Annotated in this window: 18 protein-coding genes; 8 read left to right on the top strand and 10 right to left on the bottom strand. The window is 72.9% G+C overall.

What is annotated here, in order from left to right; genetic code table 11:
- The first annotated feature begins 121 nt into the window (after positions 1–121).
- The 3 genes from BLS95_RS13790 to BLS95_RS13780 all read left to right on the top strand — a co-directional run bounded on the left by BLS95_RS13790 (position 122) and on the right by BLS95_RS13780 (position 2,332).
- A complete protein-coding gene (locus BLS95_RS13790; RefSeq protein ID WP_143043689.1) occupies positions 122–889 on the top strand; it encodes a bestrophin-like domain in 768 nt (255 codons plus the stop codon).
- A 2-nt stretch (positions 890–891) separates the two neighbouring features.
- Positions 892–1,452, top strand: coding sequence for a hypothetical protein (locus tag BLS95_RS13785; RefSeq protein WP_090931331.1), 561 nt, complete (start codon positions 892–894; stop codon positions 1,450–1,452).
- Between the two features lie 88 nt (positions 1,453–1,540).
- A complete protein-coding gene (locus BLS95_RS13780; RefSeq protein ID WP_090931330.1) occupies positions 1,541–2,332 on the top strand; it encodes a phosphotransferase enzyme family protein in 792 nt (263 codons plus the stop codon).
- Here BLS95_RS13780 and BLS95_RS13775 read toward each other — a convergent pair.
- Genes BLS95_RS13775 through BLS95_RS13765 form a run of 3 tightly spaced genes read right to left on the bottom strand, consistent with a single transcriptional unit; the run spans position 2,322 to position 5,432 of the window.
- Positions 2,322–3,215: a carbohydrate ABC transporter permease gene (locus tag BLS95_RS13775; RefSeq protein ID WP_090931329.1), complete on the bottom strand. Its 894-nt coding sequence runs from the start codon at positions 3,213–3,215 to the stop codon at positions 2,322–2,324. The genes BLS95_RS13780 and BLS95_RS13775 overlap by 11 nt on opposite strands.
- A gap of 4 nt (positions 3,216–3,219) precedes the next feature.
- Positions 3,220–4,125, bottom strand: coding sequence for a carbohydrate ABC transporter permease (locus BLS95_RS13770; protein ID WP_090931328.1), 906 nt, complete (start codon positions 4,123–4,125; stop codon positions 3,220–3,222).
- The gene (locus tag BLS95_RS13765) at positions 4,122–5,432 is read right to left on the bottom strand and encodes an extracellular solute-binding protein (RefSeq protein ID WP_245765035.1); all 1,311 of its coding nucleotides are present in this window, start codon (positions 5,430–5,432) and stop codon (positions 4,122–4,124) included. Before BLS95_RS13765 ends, BLS95_RS13770 begins: the two co-directional genes overlap by 4 nt.
- 390 nt (positions 5,433–5,822) lie before the next feature.
- Here BLS95_RS13765 and BLS95_RS13760 point away from each other — a divergent pair, with 390 nt between their 5' ends.
- Complete coding sequence (locus tag BLS95_RS13760) at positions 5,823–8,267, top strand: glycoside hydrolase family 3 N-terminal domain-containing protein (protein ID WP_090931327.1); 2,445 nt, start codon at positions 5,823–5,825, stop codon at positions 8,265–8,267.
- The gene (locus tag BLS95_RS13755) at positions 8,251–9,486 is read left to right on the top strand and encodes a LacI family DNA-binding transcriptional regulator (RefSeq protein WP_090931460.1); all 1,236 of its coding nucleotides are present in this window, start codon (positions 8,251–8,253) and stop codon (positions 9,484–9,486) included. Before BLS95_RS13760 ends, BLS95_RS13755 begins: the two co-directional genes overlap by 17 nt.
- Positions 9,487–9,601: 115 nt before the next feature.
- On the opposite strand, the gene BLS95_RS13750 is transcribed toward BLS95_RS13755, so the two are convergent.
- A complete protein-coding gene (locus BLS95_RS13750; protein WP_218135742.1) occupies positions 9,602–10,240 on the bottom strand; it encodes a GNAT family N-acetyltransferase in 639 nt (212 codons plus the stop codon).
- A 133-nt stretch (positions 10,241–10,373) separates the two neighbouring features.
- Here BLS95_RS13750 and BLS95_RS13745 point away from each other — a divergent pair, with 133 nt between their 5' ends.
- Together BLS95_RS13745 and BLS95_RS13740 are read left to right on the top strand one after the other, a co-directional pair.
- Positions 10,374–12,026: a serine/threonine-protein kinase gene (locus BLS95_RS13745; RefSeq protein WP_090931325.1), complete on the top strand. Its 1,653-nt coding sequence runs from the start codon at positions 10,374–10,376 to the stop codon at positions 12,024–12,026.
- Between the two features lie 102 nt (positions 12,027–12,128).
- Positions 12,129–13,130, top strand: a complete 1,002-nt coding sequence (locus BLS95_RS13740; RefSeq protein ID WP_090931324.1) for a coiled-coil domain-containing protein — start codon at positions 12,129–12,131, stop codon at positions 13,128–13,130.
- A gap of 19 nt (positions 13,131–13,149) precedes the next feature.
- Here the strand turns inward: BLS95_RS13740 and BLS95_RS13735 are convergent, their stop codons facing one another.
- The 3 genes from BLS95_RS13735 to BLS95_RS13725 form a co-directional block, all read right to left on the bottom strand.
- Positions 13,150–14,079, bottom strand: coding sequence for a pirin family protein (locus BLS95_RS13735; protein ID WP_090931323.1), 930 nt, complete (start codon positions 14,077–14,079; stop codon positions 13,150–13,152).
- Between the two features lie 109 nt (positions 14,080–14,188).
- Positions 14,189–15,310, bottom strand: a complete 1,122-nt coding sequence (locus BLS95_RS13730; RefSeq protein ID WP_090931322.1) for an MBL fold metallo-hydrolase — start codon at positions 15,308–15,310, stop codon at positions 14,189–14,191.
- An 86-nt stretch (positions 15,311–15,396) separates the two neighbouring features.
- Entirely contained in the window at positions 15,397–16,185 is a 789-nt protein-coding gene (locus tag BLS95_RS13725) for an SDR family NAD(P)-dependent oxidoreductase (protein WP_090931321.1), read from the bottom strand.
- A gap of 116 nt (positions 16,186–16,301) precedes the next feature.
- Between BLS95_RS13725 and BLS95_RS13720 the strand changes: the two genes are divergently transcribed.
- Entirely contained in the window at positions 16,302–16,877 is a 576-nt protein-coding gene (locus tag BLS95_RS13720; RefSeq protein ID WP_218135741.1) for a TetR/AcrR family transcriptional regulator, read from the top strand.
- A gap of 70 nt (positions 16,878–16,947) precedes the next feature.
- On the opposite strand, the gene BLS95_RS13715 is transcribed toward BLS95_RS13720, so the two are convergent.
- From BLS95_RS13715 to BLS95_RS13705, 3 genes are all read right to left on the bottom strand, one after another.
- Positions 16,948–17,691 (bottom strand): DUF3152 domain-containing protein, encoded by a 744-nt coding sequence (locus BLS95_RS13715; protein ID WP_245765034.1) that lies wholly within the window; start codon positions 17,689–17,691, stop codon positions 16,948–16,950.
- 91 nt (positions 17,692–17,782) lie between these two features.
- The gene (locus BLS95_RS13710) at positions 17,783–18,928 is read right to left on the bottom strand and encodes an NAD(P)/FAD-dependent oxidoreductase (RefSeq protein ID WP_090931320.1); all 1,146 of its coding nucleotides are present in this window, start codon (positions 18,926–18,928) and stop codon (positions 17,783–17,785) included.
- Between the two features lie 84 nt (positions 18,929–19,012).
- Positions 19,013–19,441 carry a type II toxin-antitoxin system PemK/MazF family toxin gene (locus BLS95_RS13705; RefSeq protein WP_090931319.1) on the bottom strand — a complete coding sequence of 143 codons (429 nt, stop codon included), beginning with the start codon at positions 19,439–19,441 and terminating at the stop codon, positions 19,013–19,015.
- Between the last annotated feature and the right edge of the window lie 18 nt (positions 19,442–19,459).

Genomic DNA, 19,459 nt, shown 5'->3' with positions numbered 1-19,459 from the left:
GCCGGGCCGTGGGTGTAAGCACATGGCTTGCCGGGACTTTGCGTTTCAGGGCCTGACACCAACATTGCACTGTGTGATAGTAATGTGACGCTACGTATCAGAGGTGATTCGGGAGATCTTCATGGTGGCGTACATACTCTCGATCTTGGCGGCGGTGGGTGGGGTGGCGCTCGCCGCGCTGGTGTTCAGCAAGGTCAAGCGGGCGAGCGACGACCGGGACCCCGGCGGGCCGTCAGCCGGGCACGCGGGGTCGATGTTGTCGGCCATGTTCCTGCTGGTGTTCGCCATCGCGATCATCGTGCCGTGGACCACCGCCGACGCCGCCCGCCTCAACACACAGACCGAGAGCCAGTCGGCGATCGACGCCTACTGGGCGGCCGGAGATCTGCCCGGCACCGCGCCGCTGGAGGTGCGCGCGGCACTGCGCGACTACGTCACCTTCGTGATCAGGGACGAGTGGCCGTTCATGGCCGAGGGCCGGATGCACCCCGTCGGCGCGGCCAAGGTGGACGCGCTGCGCGGCCGGGTCGACGCGCTGCAGGTGCGCGGCGACACGCAGGAGGACGCCAAGGACGCCGTGCTGGAGCACATCAGGGCCGTCTCCGCCGCCCGCGCCCAGCGCACCGCCGACGCCGCCGCGACACCCCCCGCTGGGCTGCTGCACCTGACGGTCCTGACCGCGGTGGTGGTCATCCTCTTCCCGTTCCTGGCCGGGGCCAGGCCGCGCGGGCCGGCCCTCGCGCCGCTGGTGGCGATGGCGGGCCTGCTCGGCTTCGGCGTCTTCCTGACCTGGGACATCTCCCGTGCCTTCGCCGGGCCGCTGGCCGTCGGGCCGGAGGCGTTCCGTGGGGCGATGCAGGAGTTCGCGCGCATCGCCGGGGGGATGTGATCATGGCGGGGAGGCGCGCGCCGCTGCTGCTGGCCGCCGCCCTGCTGGCGGTGGTCGTCGCGGGTCCGGCGACGGCCGAGCGGGAGCCCCGCCCGGTGCCGAGGGTGTCCGTACGCCCGCCGGTCCCGCCCGCCCCGCCCAAGGGGGTGTCGGTGGGGCCCAGGGTGTCGGTTCCCAAGGTGAAGACGTGGCGCGAACCCGTCCCCGGGGTGTCGATCTCGATCCGGCCCCGCGCCCGCCGCCCCGTGCCCAAGGTCACGCTGCCCCAGGTGACCATTTACCGGGACGCGGTGTGCATGGGCCGGGTCGTGCTGGGGGAGTGCCCGCGCAAGCGGCCCCGGCGCCCGGTCCCCGCCCGGCCCGTGCCCCGCGCGGCGCCGTTCCTCGTTCCGGCCCCGACCCCGACTCCCAAGCCCACGCCGAAGGTGTCGCCCCGGTCGCACGTCAGGTGGCTGGCGGCCTCGGAGCGGCGCAAGAGTCCCCTGGCCACGGTGCTGGTCACGGTGGTGGTGGTGACGGCGATCAGCTCGACGACGGCCGTGGCATTCCGCGCCCGAGGCTGAAACCCCTGACGGCACCTGGCCATGGCGGCCCCGCTCACCCTTGAGCGTGGCAGACTGGCCGGCGGGTTCGGAGGGGTCGGGAGGGCCGGTGGGCGACGAGGAGGTGCTGACCGGTGGGGGCGTCAACCACGTCGTCCGGGTCGGCGGCACGGTACGGCGGCCGGTGGGCCCGTGGACGCCGGCCGTGCACGCCCTGCTGGAGCACCTGGCGGCACGCGGGTTCACCGGTGCGCCGCGGTGCCACGGGGTGGACGACGCGGGGCGGGAGGTCCTGGACTTCGTGCCCGGCGAGGTGCCGGGTCATCCGCTGCCGGAATGGGCCCGGGCGGACGGCGCGCTGGCGGTCGTCGGGAGGCTGCTGCGGGAGCTCCACGACGCCACCCTCGATTTCCCGAAATCTCCGGACATGTCGTGGTACTTCCCGCCGCAAAGTCCGGCCGAGGTCGTCTGCCACGGGGACGTGGCGACCTACAACTGCGTGTTCCGGGACGGGCGGCCGGTCGCGTTCATCGACTTCGACACGGCGCACCCGGGGCCGCGGATCTGGGACGTGGCCTACGCCGCCTACCGGTTCGTGCCGCTCGGCGACCCGCGGCACCCGGACGGCGCTCCCGTGGCGGAGCAGGCGCGCCGGGTGCGGCTGTTCGCCGACGCCTACGGGCTCGGCGACGGCGACAGGGGCGCGCTGGCCGAGACGGCGCGGGCGCGGCTGGCACACCTGGTTCGGCACATGCACGAGCGGGCCGCCGCGGGTGAGGCGGCCTTCGCCGGTCACATCGCCCGCGGCGACGACACGCTCTATCGCGCGGACATCGACCACCTGGCCCGCCACCGGGCCACGTTGACGCGGGCGCTGCTGGCGGACCCGGTCACCGGCTGAATCCCGCGGTCAGGCCGCTGAGGAGCTGGCGGCGGCCCACCACGTACAGCAGCAGGATGGGGAGCGTGGTGAGCACGACGGAGGCGAGCACGGCGGGCACGTTCACGCTGTACTGGCCCTGGAAGTTCCACAACGCCAGCGGCAGCGTGCGCTTGTCGGTGCTCTGGGTGAGGACCAGCGGCAGCAGGAACCCGTTCCAGATCATCAGCGCGTTGTAGATCGTCACCGTCACCACGGCCGGCATCGTCAGCGGGAACGCCAGCCGCCACAGCGTCACCTGCTCCCCGGCGCCGTCGATCCGCATCGAGTCGAACAGCTCCTTGGGCACGTCGCGGATGAAGTTCGCCAGGATCAGCACCGACAGGGGGATGGCGAAGGCGATCGACGGCAGGATCAGCGCCATGAGCGAGTCGTAGAGGTGCAGCCTGATGATGATCAGGTAGATCGGGATGATCGTCGCCTGCAACGGGATCGCCAGGCCCATCAGGAAGAGCGAGTTCGTCCAGCGCAGGAACCTGCTGGCACCGCCGCTGCGCACGATCGCGTACGCCGCCATGAAGCTGAACAGCACGGCCGGCACCACGGCACCGACCGTGGAGATCAGGCTGTTGAGGAAGTACTGGGCGAAGTCCGCCTCGATGACCATCCGGTAGTTGGCCAGCGTCGGCTCGGCCGGCGGCATGAAGGGATGCTCGGCGTAATAGTTGGACTGCGTCTTGAAGCTGGTGATGACGATCCAGTAGATGGGCACGATCACGATCGCCAGCCAGATCCAGGCCGTCAGGCTGCCCAGCCAGTTGGGGCGCTCGGTGACCCGGCCGGAGGCGGGCCGGGGCCGGGGCGGGGCCGTCCGCTCGGGACCGGTGGACAGGATGGTCGCCATGAGGTCAGGCCCCTTCCAGCTGGCTGTGCGAGGCGTCACGGCCGCCGACCCGGCGCAGGAGCAACGCCAGCGCGAGCCCCACGAGGACCAGGATGACGGCGATGGCGCTGGCCGGGCCCATGAGGTTGGCCTGGAACCCGCGCTTGTACATGTCCAGGGCGAGCACCCGGGTGGCGTCGCCCGGTCCGCCCGCGGTCAGCACGAAGATCAGGTCGAAGAAGGTCAGCGAGCCGACCACCATGAGGGTGGAGGAGGTGATGATCGTGTACTTGAGCTGCGGCAGGGTGATGCTGAAGAACTTGCGCACCCGGCCGGCGCCGTCGAGCTCGGCGGCCTCGTACATCGAGCGCGGGATCTGGCGGACCCCGCCCTGGTAGATCAGCGCGTGGAACGGGATGAACTGCCAGGAGACCACGAAGATCACCACGCCGAAGGCGAGCCACGGCCTGCCCAGCCAGTCCTGCGTGAGCAGCGCCAGGTTGAGCCCCGGCCCGAGCCCGAAGTTGGGGTCGAGCAGCGCCTTGTACGTGATCGCCACCGCGGCGTGGCTGAGCAGCAGCGGCACGAAGTACAGCACCGCCAGGACCGCCCGGTAGCGCTGCGACCCGGCCAGGAACACGCCCATCAGGATGCTCGCCGGGGTCTGCACCGCCCAGGACACGGCCATCACCAGGAAGGTCACCCACAGCGCGTGCGGCAGCCCGGGGTCGGCGAGGATGGCCTGCCAGCTCTCCAGGCCGGCGAAGTGGATGTCGCCGAGCCCGTCCCAGGAGGTGAAGCTGAGCAGCAGCACGCCTGCCAGCGGGATCACCCCGAAACAGACGAAGAGGAGCAGCGCGGGGACGGCCAGCCACGCGAGGGAGCCACGCCGGGCGCTCCCTCGCGGGACGGAGGTCGCGGGCGCGCTCACTTGCCGATGACCGCGTTCATGTTCGTCGCGAACTGCTGTGGCGAGATCGACAGCTGGAACAGCTTGGAGATGTTGTCCAGCAGCACCTCGGCGGCCGTGGGGCTGAGCGCCTGGTCCCAGGACTGGGCGAAGGTCTTGGCGTTGACGGCGATGCCGTAGACGAACTTCAGGAACTCGGCGTCCTTGGCGCTGCCGAACGCGGCGTCGGCGCCCTTGACGATCGGCACCGCGCCGGTGCCGACCCAGTCCTTCACCGACTCGTCGCTCATCAGCTCGGTGGCGAAGAACTTCTTGGCGATCTCCTTCTGCTCGGGGGTCGCCTTGGCGGAGATCGACAGGTACTGGCCGGGGTTGCCGACGGTGTTGCTGGGGTCGCCCTTGCCGCCCTCGACGGGCGGGAAGTTCATGTAGCCGAGGTTGCCGCCGGAGACGAAGTCGCCGCCGTCGGTGGACATGCTGCCGTACGTCCAGCCGCCGTGCAGCATCATCGCGGCCTTGCCGGTGTAGAGCAGCGCCTGGTCGGCGTTGGAGTCGGCGGTGATGGAGGAGAAGCCCTTGATGAAGCCGTCCGCCTTGATCAGGTCCTGCGCCTTGGTGAGGGCGTCCAGGGCGATCGGGTTGGACCAGGCGTCCTTCTCGGCGTCGAACACGGCCTGGAACACCTCGGGACCGCCGATGCGGTCGAACAGGAACTCCAGCCACATCATGTTCGTCCAGCGCGACTGCCCGCCGAGCGAGAACGGCGCGATGCCCGCGGCGTTGAACTTGGGCACCAGGGCCATGATGTCGCCCCAGCTCTGGGGCGGCTCGGCCTTGATCTTCTCGAAGGCCCGCTTGTCGTAGTACAGGACGATCGGCTGCATCGTCTCGCACGGCATCGCGTAGATCTTGCCGTCGATGGTGGCGGCGCCGAAGGAGGAGGGGAACAGCCGGTCCTTGACGGCGGGATTCTGGTCGAACCACGAGGTGAGGTCCTCGACCTGGCCCGCCTGCACGTAGCTGCGCAGTCCGCCGCCGCCCCAGCCCCAGATGAGCGTGGGTGCCTGGCCGGCCCCGATGGCCGTCTTGATCTTCGTCTTGAAGGCGTCGTTCTGGAAGGTCGTCCCGACGAGCCGGCCGTTGGGGTTGGCCTTGTTGAAGCGCTCCATCGTCCTGGTGCGCACGCCCTCTTGCGGCTGGGTCGACAGATACCAGTAGGTGGCGGTGGTGCCGCCGCCGCCACCGCCGGTGCTGGTGGCGCCGGGTCTGGTCGGCCCGGAGGTGCCGCAGGCGGCCAACGCGGCGCCCAGGGGCAGGCCCATCGACATGGTAAGGAAGGTGCGGCGAGAAGAACTCCTGGACTCCACGCTGATCTCCGTACTCGTATGCCGCTGCTGGGGGAGCGGCTCGTTGATCATCCGATGTGGTGGCCGGCGGTCGGGGGACTGGCACCTGCCGATGCCACGTTACGAGTCCTCCTTGGGTCAGCTCTCCGAAACTTTTTCGACATGACCGCGGGGGTCGCCAATCTAGGTTTCGGCTTTCTATGTGTCAAGAGTGTTGCGTGGAAACCACTCTCCACCTTGGTATAGGCGCGTGTAAAGTACTCTGGCGCGGGCTCCTGGTCTTTTCGGGTGAGCACTGTAGTTTCGGCGCGAAGCCGTTCGGCGCCCGAAATATTTCGAAACTCTTGCGACAGCAGAATCAAGGGAGAGCACATGACGGCTCTTGATCGGACTCCCGCGGCGGACCAGGTCCTTCGCCCGTGGCAGGACCCGGCGCTTCCCGTGGTCGAGCGAGTCGACGCCCTCCTCGGGGAGCTGACTCTGGAGGAAAAGGTCGGCCAGCTCGGCAGCCGGTGGATCGGCAACGAGATGCTGGACGAGGCGCCCGAGCCGGACGCCGACACGCTGAACGTGGCGCCGATGCAGGACGTTTTCGCCGCCTCGGGCACGGTCCCGTGGGAGGAGGCGATCCGGCACGGCATCGGCCACCTGACCCGGGTGTTCGGCAGCGCGCCGGTGAGCGTGGCCGAGGGCGCCGCGGAGGTGGTGCGACTGCAGCGCGCGGTCGTCGAACGCTCCCGGCTGGGCATCCCGGCGATCGTGCACGAGGAGTGCCTGACCGGGTTCACCACCTATGGCGCGACCGTCTACCCGGCGGCCATCGCCTGGGCGGCCACGTTCGACCCTGACCTGGTGGAGCGCATGGCGGCGGCCATCGGGCGGGACATGGCCGCCGTGGGCGTGCACCAGGGACTGTCGCCGGTGCTGGACGTGGTGCGCGACTACCGATGGGGGCGGGTCGAGGAGACCATGGGCGAGGACCCGTACCTCGTCTCGATGCTCGGCGCCGCCTACGTGCGCGGGCTGGAGAGCGCCGGGGTGGTCGCCACCCTCAAGCACTTCGCCGGATACTCCGCCTCGCGGGCCGCCAGGAACCACGGTCCGGTGCCGATGGGACGGCGGGAGCTGATGGACATGATCCTGCCGCCGTTCGAGGCCGCCATCGCGCTGGGCGGGGCACGCTCGGTGATGAACGCCTACGCCGACGTGGACGGCGTGCCGGCCGGGGCCGACCCGTGGCTGCTGACCGAGGTGCTGCGGGACGAGTGGGGCTTCACCGGGACGGTCGTGTCGGACTACTGGGCCGTCCCGTTCCTGGCGACGATGCACGCGGTCGCGGGCGACACCGAGGAGGCCGGCGTGCTGGCGCTGACCGCCGGGATCGACGTCGAGCTGCCGGACCGGCTCGGGTTCGGACAGCACCTGGTGGAGCGGGTCAGGCGGGGTGAGCTGCCGGAGTCGCTGATCGACCGGGCGGCGCGCCGCCTGCTCGCCCAGAAGGTGCAGCTCGGGCTGCTCGACCCGGGCTGGACGCCGGAGCGCTCGGTCGCCACCGCGACCGCCGGCGGTGTGGACCTGGACTCGCCGGCCAACCGGGACCTGGCACGGGAGATGGCCGAGCGGTCCGTCATCCTGCTCGACGCCGGGACCGCCCTGCCGCTGCTCGGCGCGGGCCGCACCGCGCCCGGCCGGGTCGCCGTCGTCGGGCCCGGCGCGGACGACCCCCGTACCTTCATGGGCTGCTACGCCTTCCCCAACCACGTGCTGCCCCGCCACCCCCGGCTCGGGCTCGGGATCGAGGCGCCCAGCGTGCTCGACGCGCTGCGCGCCGAGCTGCCCGGCGCCGTGATCTCCCACGAGCGCGGCTGCGACGTACGCGGCGCCGACCGCTCCGGCTTCCCCGCCGCGGTGGCGGCGGCACGCGCCGCCGACCTGTGCGTGGCCGTCGTGGGCGACCTGGCCGGCCTGTTCGGGCTGGGCACCTCGGGTGAGGGCTGCGACGCCGAGGACCTGCGGCTGCCGGGCGTGCAGGGTGACCTGCTGGCCGAGCTCTTCGCCACCGGCACGCCGGTCGTCGTGGTGGTCGTCTCCGGCCGCCCGTACGCGCTCGGCGACGCGCACGCCGGCGCCGCCGGGCTCGTGCAGGCGTTCATGCCGGGCGAGGAGGGCGGGGCGGCGATCGCCGGGGTGCTCTCCGGCCGGGTCCAGCCCGGCGGCCGGCTGCCCGTGCAGATCCCGCGTTCGCCGGGCGGGCAGCCGGGCACCTACCTGCAGCCGCCGCTGGGGGCCGACAGCCACGGCATCAGCAACCTGGACCCGACGCCGCTGTTCCCGTTCGGGTACGGCGCCTCCTACACCACCTTCGAGGTCGGCGACCTGCGGATCAGCGAGACCGAGGTGCCCACGGACGGGGAGTTCACCGTGTCCGTCAGCGTGCGCAACACCGGCGGCCGGGCGGGTTCCGAGGTCGTCCAGCTCTACCTGCACGACGTGCTCGCCCAGGTCACCCGGCCGGTGCGGCAGCTCGCCGGGTTCGCCAGGGTGCACCTGGAGCCCGGTGAGAGCACCGGCGTGCGCTTCCTGGTGCACGCCGACCGGACCGCGTTCACCGGGCGCGACCTGCGGCGGATCGTCGAGCCGGGAGACGTCGAGGTGTTCGTGGGCACGTCCGCGGCGGAGCTGCCGTGCCGGGGCAGCGTGCGACTGACCGGCCCCACGCGGCACGTCGGCCGTGGCCGGCGGCTCGTCACGCCGGTGGAGGTGGGCTCCAACGACCGCGGATCAGGACAAGGGGGTGCGGATGCCGGACAGTCCTAGGCGCGCCGGGGTGTCGGCCGGTCCCCGGCGGGCGACGCTGGCCACCGTCGCGGCCTCGGCGGGCGTGTCGGTGGCGACCGTCTCCAAGGTGCTCAACGGGCGCAGCGACGTGGCGCCCGCCACCCGGTCGCTCGTGCAGTCGCTGCTGCGGCAGCACGAGTACGTCGCCCCGGCGCCCCGGCGGGCCGAGAAGGGCGGGGTGGCCTCGATCGAGGTGCAGTTCGACACGGACCTGAACGCGTACTCGACCGAGATCATCCAGGGGGCGGTGGCGGCCGGGGCGGAGGCAGGGGTCGGGGTCGTCGTCAGCATCAGGAAGGGGTCCGACCGCACCGCGGGATGGGCCCGCGACCTGGCCGACGCAGGGCGGCGGGCGCTCATCGCCGTCACCAGCGAGCTGACCGGCCGGCAGCTGGCGGCGCTGGCGCGGGCCCGGCTGCCGCTGGTCGTGATCGACCCGCTGAACCTGCCGCAGACCCGGGTGACCAGCATCGGCTCGACGAACTTCGCCGGCGGCCTGGCCGCCACCCACCACCTGCTGTCGCTCGGCCACCGGCGCATCGCCTACGTCGGGGGTCCGGCCACGGCGGCCTGCAACCAGGCCCGGCTGCACGGCTACCGGGCCGCGATGGAGGCCGAGGGCGCCGCCGTGCCGCCCGGCTACGTCCAGGCCGGGCACTTCCGGTATCACGACGGGGTGGTGGGCGGGGCGGCCGTGCTCGACCTGCCGGTGGCGCCGACGGCCATCTTCGCGGGCAGCGACGAGACGGCCCTCGGCATCATGGAGGCGGCCCGGGCCCGGGGGCTGCGCATCCCTGAGGACCTCAGCATCGTGGGGTTCGACGACACGCAGATCGCCCAGATGGCCTCACCGCCGCTGACCACCGTCCGGCAGCCGCTGCGCGAGATGGGCGGGGTCGCGCTACGGACGGCGCTGCGGCTGGTGGCGGGGGAGCGGGTCGACTCCCATCACATGGAACTGGCCACCGAGCTGGTGGTCCGCGGCTCGACGGCCCGCGTTTCCGGCTCGCGGGCCGGCGTGCGTCCCTCCTCGGCCGCTGAGTCCGTGGCGCCGGTCGCACAGTCCGCCTTGGCCGCTCCGGCCGCGGTTTCGCGGCCGGCTCCGGCTTCGACTCCCAGGCCGGCTCGCGTGTCGCGCAAGCCGTCGTCCCGAGCCGCGGCGACGGACGGGAAGGGCACGCCCGACCGCACCGCCTGAGCCGCCTCCGGTGGGAAGCGGGACGGGCCGGCCGCCCGCCCCCGACCGGCCGCAGGGGGGAGGCGGGACGGGCCGGCCGCCCGCCCCCGACGGGCCGCAGGGGGGAGGCGTTGGGTCACTTCTCGGCGACGCCGAAGGCCGTCCAGCCCCGGTCGGGGAAGCCCGCCGCCGTGGCCACGGCCGCCGAGGCGGCGTTCGTGGTGGCATGCAGGTACGTCGGCACCGCTCCCTCGTCCAGCACCCGCCGCGCCGCCTGGGCCACCAGCCGCCTGGCCAGCCCGCGCCCGCGCGCCGCCGGGGACGTCACCACCGCCAGCTCGCACCCGTACGCGTCGTGCCGCTTGATCCCCACCCCGGCCAGGTGCCGGCCGGTTCCGGGATCCACGGCCACCAGCACCTCACCGCCGAACGGGAGCAGCCAGTCGGGAACGCCGGGTGCCGTGGCGGGCAGCCACCGCCCGGCGTCCGCCAGTGGGGCCGGGTTGTCGGTCCAGCGGTAGACGGCCTCGAACCAGGCGCGCTCGCCGTACCCGACCAGCTTGGGGATCTCCCCCCGCGTGCGTGCGGCGGCCACCCGGGCGACGTGCTCCGGTGGCACCGACAGGACCGCGCCGTCCGGTGTGCCGACGCCCAGCGCCGGGTGGACGCTGCCGTCCCAGGCCGGGACGGTGCGCTGTTCGGAGCCGATGACCTGCAGTTTCTCCGTCGGGGGCCACGCTCCCAGCCAGTGGCGAAGATGATCGGTTATCGACACGCACCTACTATAGGGAGTAGTAAAAATATCGATTACGGCAGGGGTGTGGTTACCCGCGCGAAGAGGGTCGACACATGGCGTTACACCGGCTAACTTCCTGACATCAGGATCTTTATCCGGGCAGGAGGTCCAGATGGAAGTTCCCGGCTACACCGAGATCCGGGAACTCGGGCACGGCGGGACGGGCCGGGTGATGCTCGCCGTACGGGACTCCGACGGGCTGGCGGTCGCGATCAAGCACCTGTCCGAGGCGCTGCGCGAGAACGCCGAGTTCGTCGCCAGGTTCCGGGCGGAGGCCCAGGTCATCCGGGAGATCGACAGCCCGTACACCGCGCGCCTGCTGGACTACGTCGAGGCCGGGGACGACGCCGTCATCGTGATGGAGCTGGTGGACGGCATCACCTTACGCCGGTTGCTGGAGCACGAGGGCGGGACCGGCGCCGAGGCCGCGCTCGTGGTGCTGAAGGGCGCGCTGCTCGGGCTGGCCGAGGCCCACCGGCGCGGGATCGTGCACCGCGACTTCAAACCCGAGAACGTGATCATCACCCAGGACGGCGACAGCAAACTCGTCGACTTCGGCGTCGCCGCGCACTCCGGGGAGAGCGCCGACCTCGCCGGCACCCCCTCCTATATGGCGCCCGAGCAGTGGGACGACGCCCCGGCCGGCCCGGCGACCGACGTCTACGCCGCGACGCTGGTGTTCTTCGAGTGCCTGACCGGGCACCGGGCCTTCCAAGGCGAGAACGTGGCCGCCCTCGCCTACCAGCACCAGCACGTGCCGCCCCCGGTCGAGGAGGTCGAGGAGCCGCTGCGCCCGCTCGTCGAGCACGGCCTGGCCAAGGACCCCGCGGACCGGCCGGAGTCGGCGGAGGCGTTCCTGGCCGAGCTGGAGCAGGTCGCGCTCGATGCGTACGGGGAGGAATGGGAGCTTAGCGGACGGACCGGGCTCGGGATCCTGACGCTGCCGCTCGCCGCGCTGCTGCCCAAGCCGCAGCCCGTCGCCGACGGCGGCACCAGCCTGTTCCACAGCACGCTCACGCCGATGACGAAGTTCGCGATGACGAGCGGGCTGGTGCTGGCGACCGCGGCGGCGGTGGCGGCGTCGTTCGTGATCCTCGTGGACACGCCGGAGCCCGAGAGCGGCGCCGCCCTCCCGCCCGTCCGGATCGCGCCGTCGCTCACCGAGCCGCCCGCCCCGCGGGCCTCCGAGCGGCCCGAGCCGTCCCCGAGCCCGAGCGGCACACCGCCGGAGAGCCTCAGGGAAACGCCGCCCGTGGACCAGCCCGGTACGGACGTGGCCGTGCCGCCCGCGGAGCGGCCCCTGCCGACGAGGGCCAGGCCGGAGCCGCCGCGCGCCACACGCGAGCCGACGCGGGAACCGACCCGGACGACCCGTCCGACCGCCCGCCCCAGCACGCCCGCGACCTCGCGCCCGCCGACCACCGCCCCGCCCACGAGCAGGCCGCCCAGCACCTCCCCGCCCGACGACGACCCGTCCCCCACCCGGCCGCCGGCCACGCCGCCACCGGACACCCCGCCGCCCGGCCCGGACACGCCGCCCGGCGGGGACAGGGAGCCGCTCGTCTCGGTGTCGGTGAAGGTGTCGCTCAACGTGCCGATCCTCAGCGGGGAGGGCGACGGGCTGCTGGACGCCGACGTGGGCCTGGGGCTCGGCTCCAGCCTGCTGGGCCTGGTGGTGGTGCCGGGCTCGGCGCTGCTCGGCCGCCGGATCGTGGCACGCAGGGTACGGCGGCGGCCAAAGATCGAAAAGCCGGAAATGGAGTAGCGGAGACGTACGATCCCCTACTATCGGCGGGGGATAGAGGGCGGCTGCCGGACCGATTAGTTCCTGACCGGAATCGCCCTGCTGTGCGTGGTTAGGAGAAGAGTGCCGGTTGCGCCCCCCACCGGCCGGTCGCTCAGCCCGGCCAGGACCTTCGTCGCGGCCCTCATCACGGGGCTTCTGCTGCCCGGATTCGCCGCCGTGGCGCGGGCGGAGCCCAAGCCGACGGTGAAGCAGCTGAAGAAGGAGCTGGCCGAGCTCCAGAAGGAGTCGGACAAGCTCATCGCCGACTACTACAGCAGCCGCATTGACCAGCAGAAGGCGGAAAAGGCGGAAAAATCAGCACGGGAGAAGCTGGCCGCCGCCCAGGAGGTCTACGACCGCGAGTCCGTCGCGCTCAGGGCCATGGCCGTCGCCCAGTACACCGGCGGCGCGCCGAACGAGGTCACCATGATGACCGGCGCCCAGGACCCGTCCGCGCTCCTCGGCCGGATGGCGCTCACCCGGCACCTCGTCACGCTCCAGGACGCCCGGCTGGGCGGGTACGCCCGGGTCAGGGACGACCACCAGCGGGCCAAGGGCGAGGCCGCCGCCCGTGCCGAGGAGCTCGCCCGGACGGTCGATGAGCTGGAGGAGCGCAAGGCCAGGGCCGAGAAGACGATCGAGCGTATCAAGGACCGGATCGACCAGCTCTACACGGCGCCGGGGGTGCGGCGGCCCGACGGCACGTGGGTGCCGCAGCTTCCCGAGGGGGCCGACAACGTCACGCCCAGGATGCGGCTGGTCAAGATGCTCATCGAGCAGCGGTTCGACGTGCCGTACGGGATCGGGTGCTACCGGGCCGTCCAGGACGGTGGCGAGCATCCGCTGGGGCGGGCGTGCGACTTCATGCTGAGCCGGGGCGGGGCGATGCCGACCGGCGAGGAGCTGAAGCGCGGTGACGAGATCGCCGAGTGGGCGATCAAGAACGCCAGGCGGCTGGGGATCATGTACATCATCTACCGGCAGCGCATCTGGCACGTCAGGACGGGCGGTTGGCGCACGATGTCCGACCGGGGCGGCACGACCGCCAACCACTACGATCACCCGCATATCTCGGTGTACTAGGGGGCGGGCGCCGGGGTGACTAGCGCACCCGCCCGCGCGGCTTGAGCCGGATGCCCGGCAGGACTGGCGCGGGCAGCGGAGCCCCGTCGAACCCGGCGACGGAGCCGAAGACCGAGGCGCCCGACTCCAGCCCCTCCATCCACTCTGCCCGGAACGCGGCGATCTCGTCGTGGGTGCGGCCGACGAAGTTCCACCACATGACGATCTCCTCGCCGAACGGCTCCCCGCCGATCAGCAGCACCCGCCCGCGCCCGGACAGCCGCAACTCCTCCCGTCCCGGCGCCAGGTAGACCATCGACCCCCGCTCCAGCTCGTCGATCGTGCCGTCGAGCAGCAGCAGCCCGTGCTCGAACCCGGCCGTCAACGGCACCCGGGCCGCGCCGTCCACGGCGAGCTCCGCGCCCACGAGCGGGCTGTAGGCGGTGGCCGGAGAGGAGACCCCGCCCAGCGTGCCCATGACGACGGTCGCCTCGAAGCCGGGTCCCGCGAACACGGGCAGGCTCGGATGGTGCTCGAAGCCGGGGCCGACGTGCCGGTGCTCGCCGGGCAGCGCCACCCACAACTGCACCCCGTGCAGCATCGTCTCCGGGGACTCCTCGGAGTGCGAGATGCCCCGGCCGGCGGTCATCAGGTTGAGCTGCCCGGGGCGTACGTGCCGGCGGCTGCCCAGGCTGTCGAGATGCAGCACCTCGCCCTCGACCAGCCAGCTCACCGTCTGCAGGCCGGTGTGCGGGTGCGGCGGCACCCGCATGGCGGCCCGCTGCGGGCCGTAGGCGTCCACGAAGCACCACGCGCCGATCATGCGCCGGCGCGTGCCCGGCAGCGTCCGGCTCACCAGCATGGCGCGCGGCCCGCCCAGCGGCACCTCGCGCCCGGGCAGCACCTCGCGGTCCGCGCCGGCCTCGGCGCCGCAGTGGATCTCCCGTGGGTCCAGCTCCAGGTTGCTCACCCGAAGACTGTACGGCGTCCGGCGGGCGGCGGGCCGATCAGCCCAGGGCCTCCCGCGACCGCCGCCCACGGCCGGGGTCAGGTCAGGGCCCGCCACCCGCCCGACCGGGTCAGGTCAGGGTCTCCCACCAGCCGTCCACGGCCGGGGCGGCGGCGGTGTCGACGCCCTCGCCGGGCCGGGGCACCACGATCCTGACGTCGCGGGCCTTGGCCTCCCGCCACAGCCGGTCCACCGGCTCCGCCCACGGGTGCAGCGCCAGCGTGAACGTCGCCCAGTGCACCGGAAGCAGCAGCTCGCCCCCCAGGTCGAGGTGGGCGTTGACGGCCTCCTCCGGGTTCATGTGGATGTCCGGCCAGGCCGGGCTGTAGGCGCCGATCGGCATCAGGGTCAGGTCGAACGGCCCATGCGCCGCCCCGATACCGCGATATCCCGCGAAGTATCCGGAGTCGCCCGCGTAGAACACCCGCCTGGTCGCCCCGGCCACCACCCAGGACCCCCACAGGGTGTCGTTCCGGGTCAACGACCGGCCGGAGAAGTGCCGGGCGGCGGTGGCCACGAAGCGCAGGCCCGCCACCACGGTCTCCTCCTCCCAGTCGAGCTCGACGATCCGGTACGCGGGCACGCCCCACCGCTCCAGATGCGCCCCGATGCCCAGCGGCACCAGGAAGGGCGCCTTCTGCGTACGCGTCAGCGACCGCACGGTGGCCAGGTCGAGGTGGTCGTAGTGGTCGTGGGAGATCGCGATGGCGTCGACCTGCGGCAGCTCGGAGAGCTCCACGGGCACCGGGTGGTGCCGCTTGGGCCCGACGAACTGCGCGGGGGAGGGCCGCCGGCTCCACACCGGGTCGAACAGCACCCGCCTGCCCTCGATCTCCACCAGCGTGGAGGCGTGGCCGTACCAGACCGCGCGTACGCCGTCGGCGGGCGGCGGGGTGGTCGGCGGGAAGCGCAGCGGGACGAGACCGGCGGGCCGGCGCAGCTCCTTGTCCTTGGCCAGCTCGCCGATCAGGTTCGCGGGCGGGGTGGTCATCGCGTGCCCCTGCTCCGGCATGGTGTTGACGAACACCCCGTCCCGGAACTGCGGCGAGCGCCGTATCCTGGCCGCCCGCTCGGGCCCCGACGTCAGCGGGCGCACCCCCAGCTCGGCGGGCACGTCACGCAACGCCCAGCCCGCCGCCGCCAGGGCCGCGCCGCCCGTGAGGATCCGCCACGCCGTCCGCTTGCCTGCCATTGCCACACTCCCCTGGAAATCCGTGCGTCCCGCCCCGGCCGAGCGGGACTCCCCTGTGACTCGCTTCTAAGATATATCGCGATAGTTCAAACTGTTTTGCCGGACCCGCCGTCGATGACGTAGTCGGCACCGCTGATGCTCCCGGCATGCGGCGAGGCCAGGTACGTCACCAGCGCGGCGACCTCTTCCGGTTCGATGAACCTACCGGTCGTCATTCCGGTGTTCGACGGCAGCCCCGCCAGGAACCGCTCGTGCTCGACCCCGTGCGCGGCCGCCACCGCCGCGCCGTATCCGTTCGGGTCCTCCCACATCGACGTGCGCACCGCCCCTGGCGAGACCGTGGCGACCCGCACCCCCTGCGGGCCGAACTCCTCGGCCAGCGCCTTGCCGAACGCCGTCAGCGCCGCCTTGGACGTCGTGTACGGGATCGGGCCCGTGTGCGGCATCCGCGCGCTGATGGAGGACACGTTGATCACGGTGCCGCCGCGCCGCAGCAGGCTCGGCAGGGCGGCGCGGGTGGCGCGCACCGCGCTCAGGAAGTTCAGGTCGTACGTGCTGTGCCACTGCTCGTCGTCGAAGCCGAGGAAGCCGCCCGTCTGGCCCTCGCCCCCGTCGCCGCCGCCCACGTTGTTGACCAGCAGGTCGATCTCCCCCAGGGCGGCCAGCGCCCGGTCGATCACCTCGGCGGGGCCGCCGGCGGTGGACAGGTCGGCCGTCACCGCCACGGCCCCGCTCTCCTTCAGGGCGGGCGAGATCGTCCGCGCGGCGGCCACCACCCGCATCCCCTCGGCGACGAGCGCCTGGACGACGGCCAGCCCGATGCCCCTGCTCGCGCCGGTGACGACGGCGGTCCCGCCGGTGAGTCGCATGTCCATGACAATCCTTTCCCTCGGGCCAAATTGCATCTTGCCGGACGCTGAAGACCCTAGACTTGCAACAGTTATGATGCAAATTGAGGGAGGAACGGAGACGCTGGCGTAACCTGTGGGATGTGAGTGAGACGACGCGGGCGCTGCGCTCCGATGCCGAGCGGACGGTGCGCACGATCCTGGAGGCGGCCGAGCGGGTGCTCAGCAGGAATCCGGCGGCCAGCATGGAGCAGATCGCCGAGGCGGCCGGGGTGGCGCGCACGACCGTGCACCGGCGGTTCGCCTCGCGGGAGGCGCTGGTGGGCGCGATGGCGGCGTGGGCGACCCGGCAGTTCGCCGCCGCCGTCGAGGCCGCCCACCCCGACAACACGCCGCCGCTGGTCGCGCTCTACCAGGTCACGGCCAACGTGCTGCGGGTGAAGCTCGACTGGGGGTTCGCGATGAGCCGGGCGCTGTCGGCCGACCCCGAGGTGGCCAGGGTGCACGCGGACGTCGAGGAGCGCTGCCGTCGCCTCTTCCACCGGGCGCGCGAGGTGGGGGTGCTGCGGGCCGACGTGGACCCCGAGTGGGCCCGGCGGGTCTATTACGCGCTGATCCACGAGGCGGCGGAGAGCCGCGACGGCGACGCCGACGCGATGGCCACCCGCCTGGTGGACACCCTCCTCCGCGGCGTCGGCACCGGCCGGGGCCTCGGCTAGCCCCTCGGGGCCGGTACGGCCACAGCCCGCGGTCGCGGCGCTAACGGCGGGTTACGGTGGGTTACGGCGGTTACGGTCTGCGGGCGTCGGCCTGGTCCGGGTCGTCGGGGCGGCGGCTCGGGAACGGCCAAGGGTTGGGGCGGCAGCGGCCCAGCGACTTCGACTGCTGCGTCATGACCGGGGCGAGGCGGCCGGGGCCGGGGCAGGGGAGGTGGCTGTGGCCCAGGCTGTGGCCGACCTCGTGGTTGATGACGTAGTGGCGGTAGGCGGCCAGGTCACCCTCGTACTGGGGGACGCCCTCGGCCCAGCGCCGCGCGTTGATGATCGAGCGGGTGCCGTTCCAGCAGGACAACTCGCCACCGGTGTGCAGCGGGAGGCACTCCCGGATGGTGAGGCCGGGGCTGGACAGGGCGACGCGCACCTGCACCGGGCCGTGGTCGACGCGCCGGAAGCGGGCCCAGCCGCGGACGTCGTTGAGCGTGCGGTGCACGGCCGCCGCGAACGTCTCCGGATCGAACGGCAGCCCGCGCTCGACCTCCACCAGATAGCGCACCACCGCACCCCGGCCGGGCCGGGCGGGAGCGCCGCCGCGCACGACGACGTACTCGCCCGAGGCCGCGAACGGCACCCGCACCTTCGGCTTCGGCGGGCGGGAACGCCGCCGGGGCGTGGGGGTCGGCCGGGGCGGCGGGGACGGCGCGGCCGTGGGCAGCACGGGAGGCGGAGGCGGCGGGGTGCCGCATCCGGCCGGCACCAGCAGCACGGCCGGCGACATCAGCAGGACCAGCGGTGACAGCCGTGCGAGCTGCGGCAACGTGGCCTCCCCACGAGATCACGGTGGGGAGAAATCTGATCCTACGTTGCTGATTGTCGCCCTTGCCGGGCAGCTGTGCGGCGGCCCCGGATCAGGCGGTGGGCGGTGCGTACGGGGCGATGTCGATCGGGGGTTCCTCGCCGAGCGCCAGGGCGGCGGCGATCCTGCCGGTGACCGGCCCCGCCGTCAGCCCGTACGCGCTCAGGCCCGTCGCCACCACCACCCGCGGCGTGAGCGGGCCGATGAGCGCCGGGCCGGGGGCGTAGACCGGGCGCAGGCCCACCCTCGTCTCCGACACCGTGGCGGCGAACAGGCCCGGCGCCACCCGCAGCCCCGCGTCGATCACCTCGGCCAGCCCGCCCATCGTGACCCTCGGCGAGAACCCCACGTCCTCCACGGTCGCGCCGATCACCACCCGGGAGTCGGGGAAGCCCAGCAGGTACGGGCCGGTCCGGGGCAGCACCATCGGCCACCACGCGGTGTCCACGCCCTCCAGGGTGGCGTGCAGGATCTGGCCCCGCCGCGGGAACACCGGCAGCTCCACCCCCAGCGGCCGGCACACCTCGCCCGTCCAGGCCCCCGCGGCGACGATCACCATGTCGGCGTCGAGCGGCTCACCCTCTCCGGCCGGGCAGGACACGCCGAGGTCGTGCCGCCCGTCCTGGGGCAGTCCGGCGGGGGCCGCGCCGGGCAGGGGGTGCGCGGACACGCGGCCGTCGGGGGTGAGCGTCGCGGCGGCCCTGCGAATCCGGGCGCCCCGGGCGACGGCGGCGGCCAGCAGGGCGTCGCGCACCGTGCGGCCGTCCACCCGGGCCGCGCCGGGCACCAGGATCGCCCGCAGCGTGTCGGACAGCGGCGGGAACAGCTCGGCCGGGGTGTCGACGTCGACGACGTCCCCCATCTCGGGCGCCTCGGCGTGGCGGCGGCGCAGCAGGGCGCGTACCGGCTCCAGGTCGGCGGGGTCCTCGGCCACCAGGAGGGCGCCCACCTTGGCATATCCGATGTCCTCGCCCAGAGCCTCCACCAGCCCCGGGTAGTGGCGGGCGCCCTCGCGGTTGAGCCGGTACCAGTCCTCGTCCTCGGGATGGTCCACCCACGGGCACACGATGCCCGCGCCCGCCTGCGTCGCCTCGCCGTGGTAGCCGCCGTCCACCACGGTCACCGACACACCCCGCTCGCTCAGGTAGTAGGCCGCGCCGGCTCCGACGATGCCGCTCCCGATCACCACAACACGCATGGATCCCATGATCTCAGCCCGTTCACCTCGACCGGTGCCCGGTCTGGGCCGTACTCGGCAAACCCGGCCACACCCGGCCCAGGGTCAGCCGGCGCCCCAGCCGTGCGTCTTCATCAGGCGGGCCGCCACGCGGGCGAACCGTTCCCCGTCGAGCACCGCGCCCTCGCGCCGGATGTCGTCCTCGTCCAGCACGAACACCCGGTCCAGCCGCACGTAGGACACCCGGTCGTCGCGTCCCCACGCGCCCAGCTCCACCCAGTCGGGCCCGTCGTCGCCCTTGCTGGACAACATCATGCCCAGCAGCCTGCGCCCGGTTCGCCCCACGATCAGCAGCGGGCGGTCCTTGCCCCGGGACGGGTCCTCCTCGTACGGCACCCAGGCCCAGACGATCTCGCCGGGGTCGGCCAGGCCGTCGAGGTCGGGGGAGTAGGCCAGGGTGGCGGGGCCGTTGAGCACATGGATCTCGCGTACCGCGCCCCGGGCCGGGCGGGGGTCCTCACCTAGATCACGCATTGGGGGAGCCTACGGGGG

Source organism: Nonomuraea jiangxiensis (genome assembly GCF_900099965.1).
In the GTDB taxonomy this organism is placed as follows: domain Bacteria; phylum Actinomycetota; class Actinomycetes; order Streptosporangiales; family Streptosporangiaceae; genus Nonomuraea; species Nonomuraea jiangxiensis.
The sequence above is the reverse complement of the archived record's forward strand: the minus strand, read 5'-3'. Positions and strand labels throughout refer to the sequence as shown.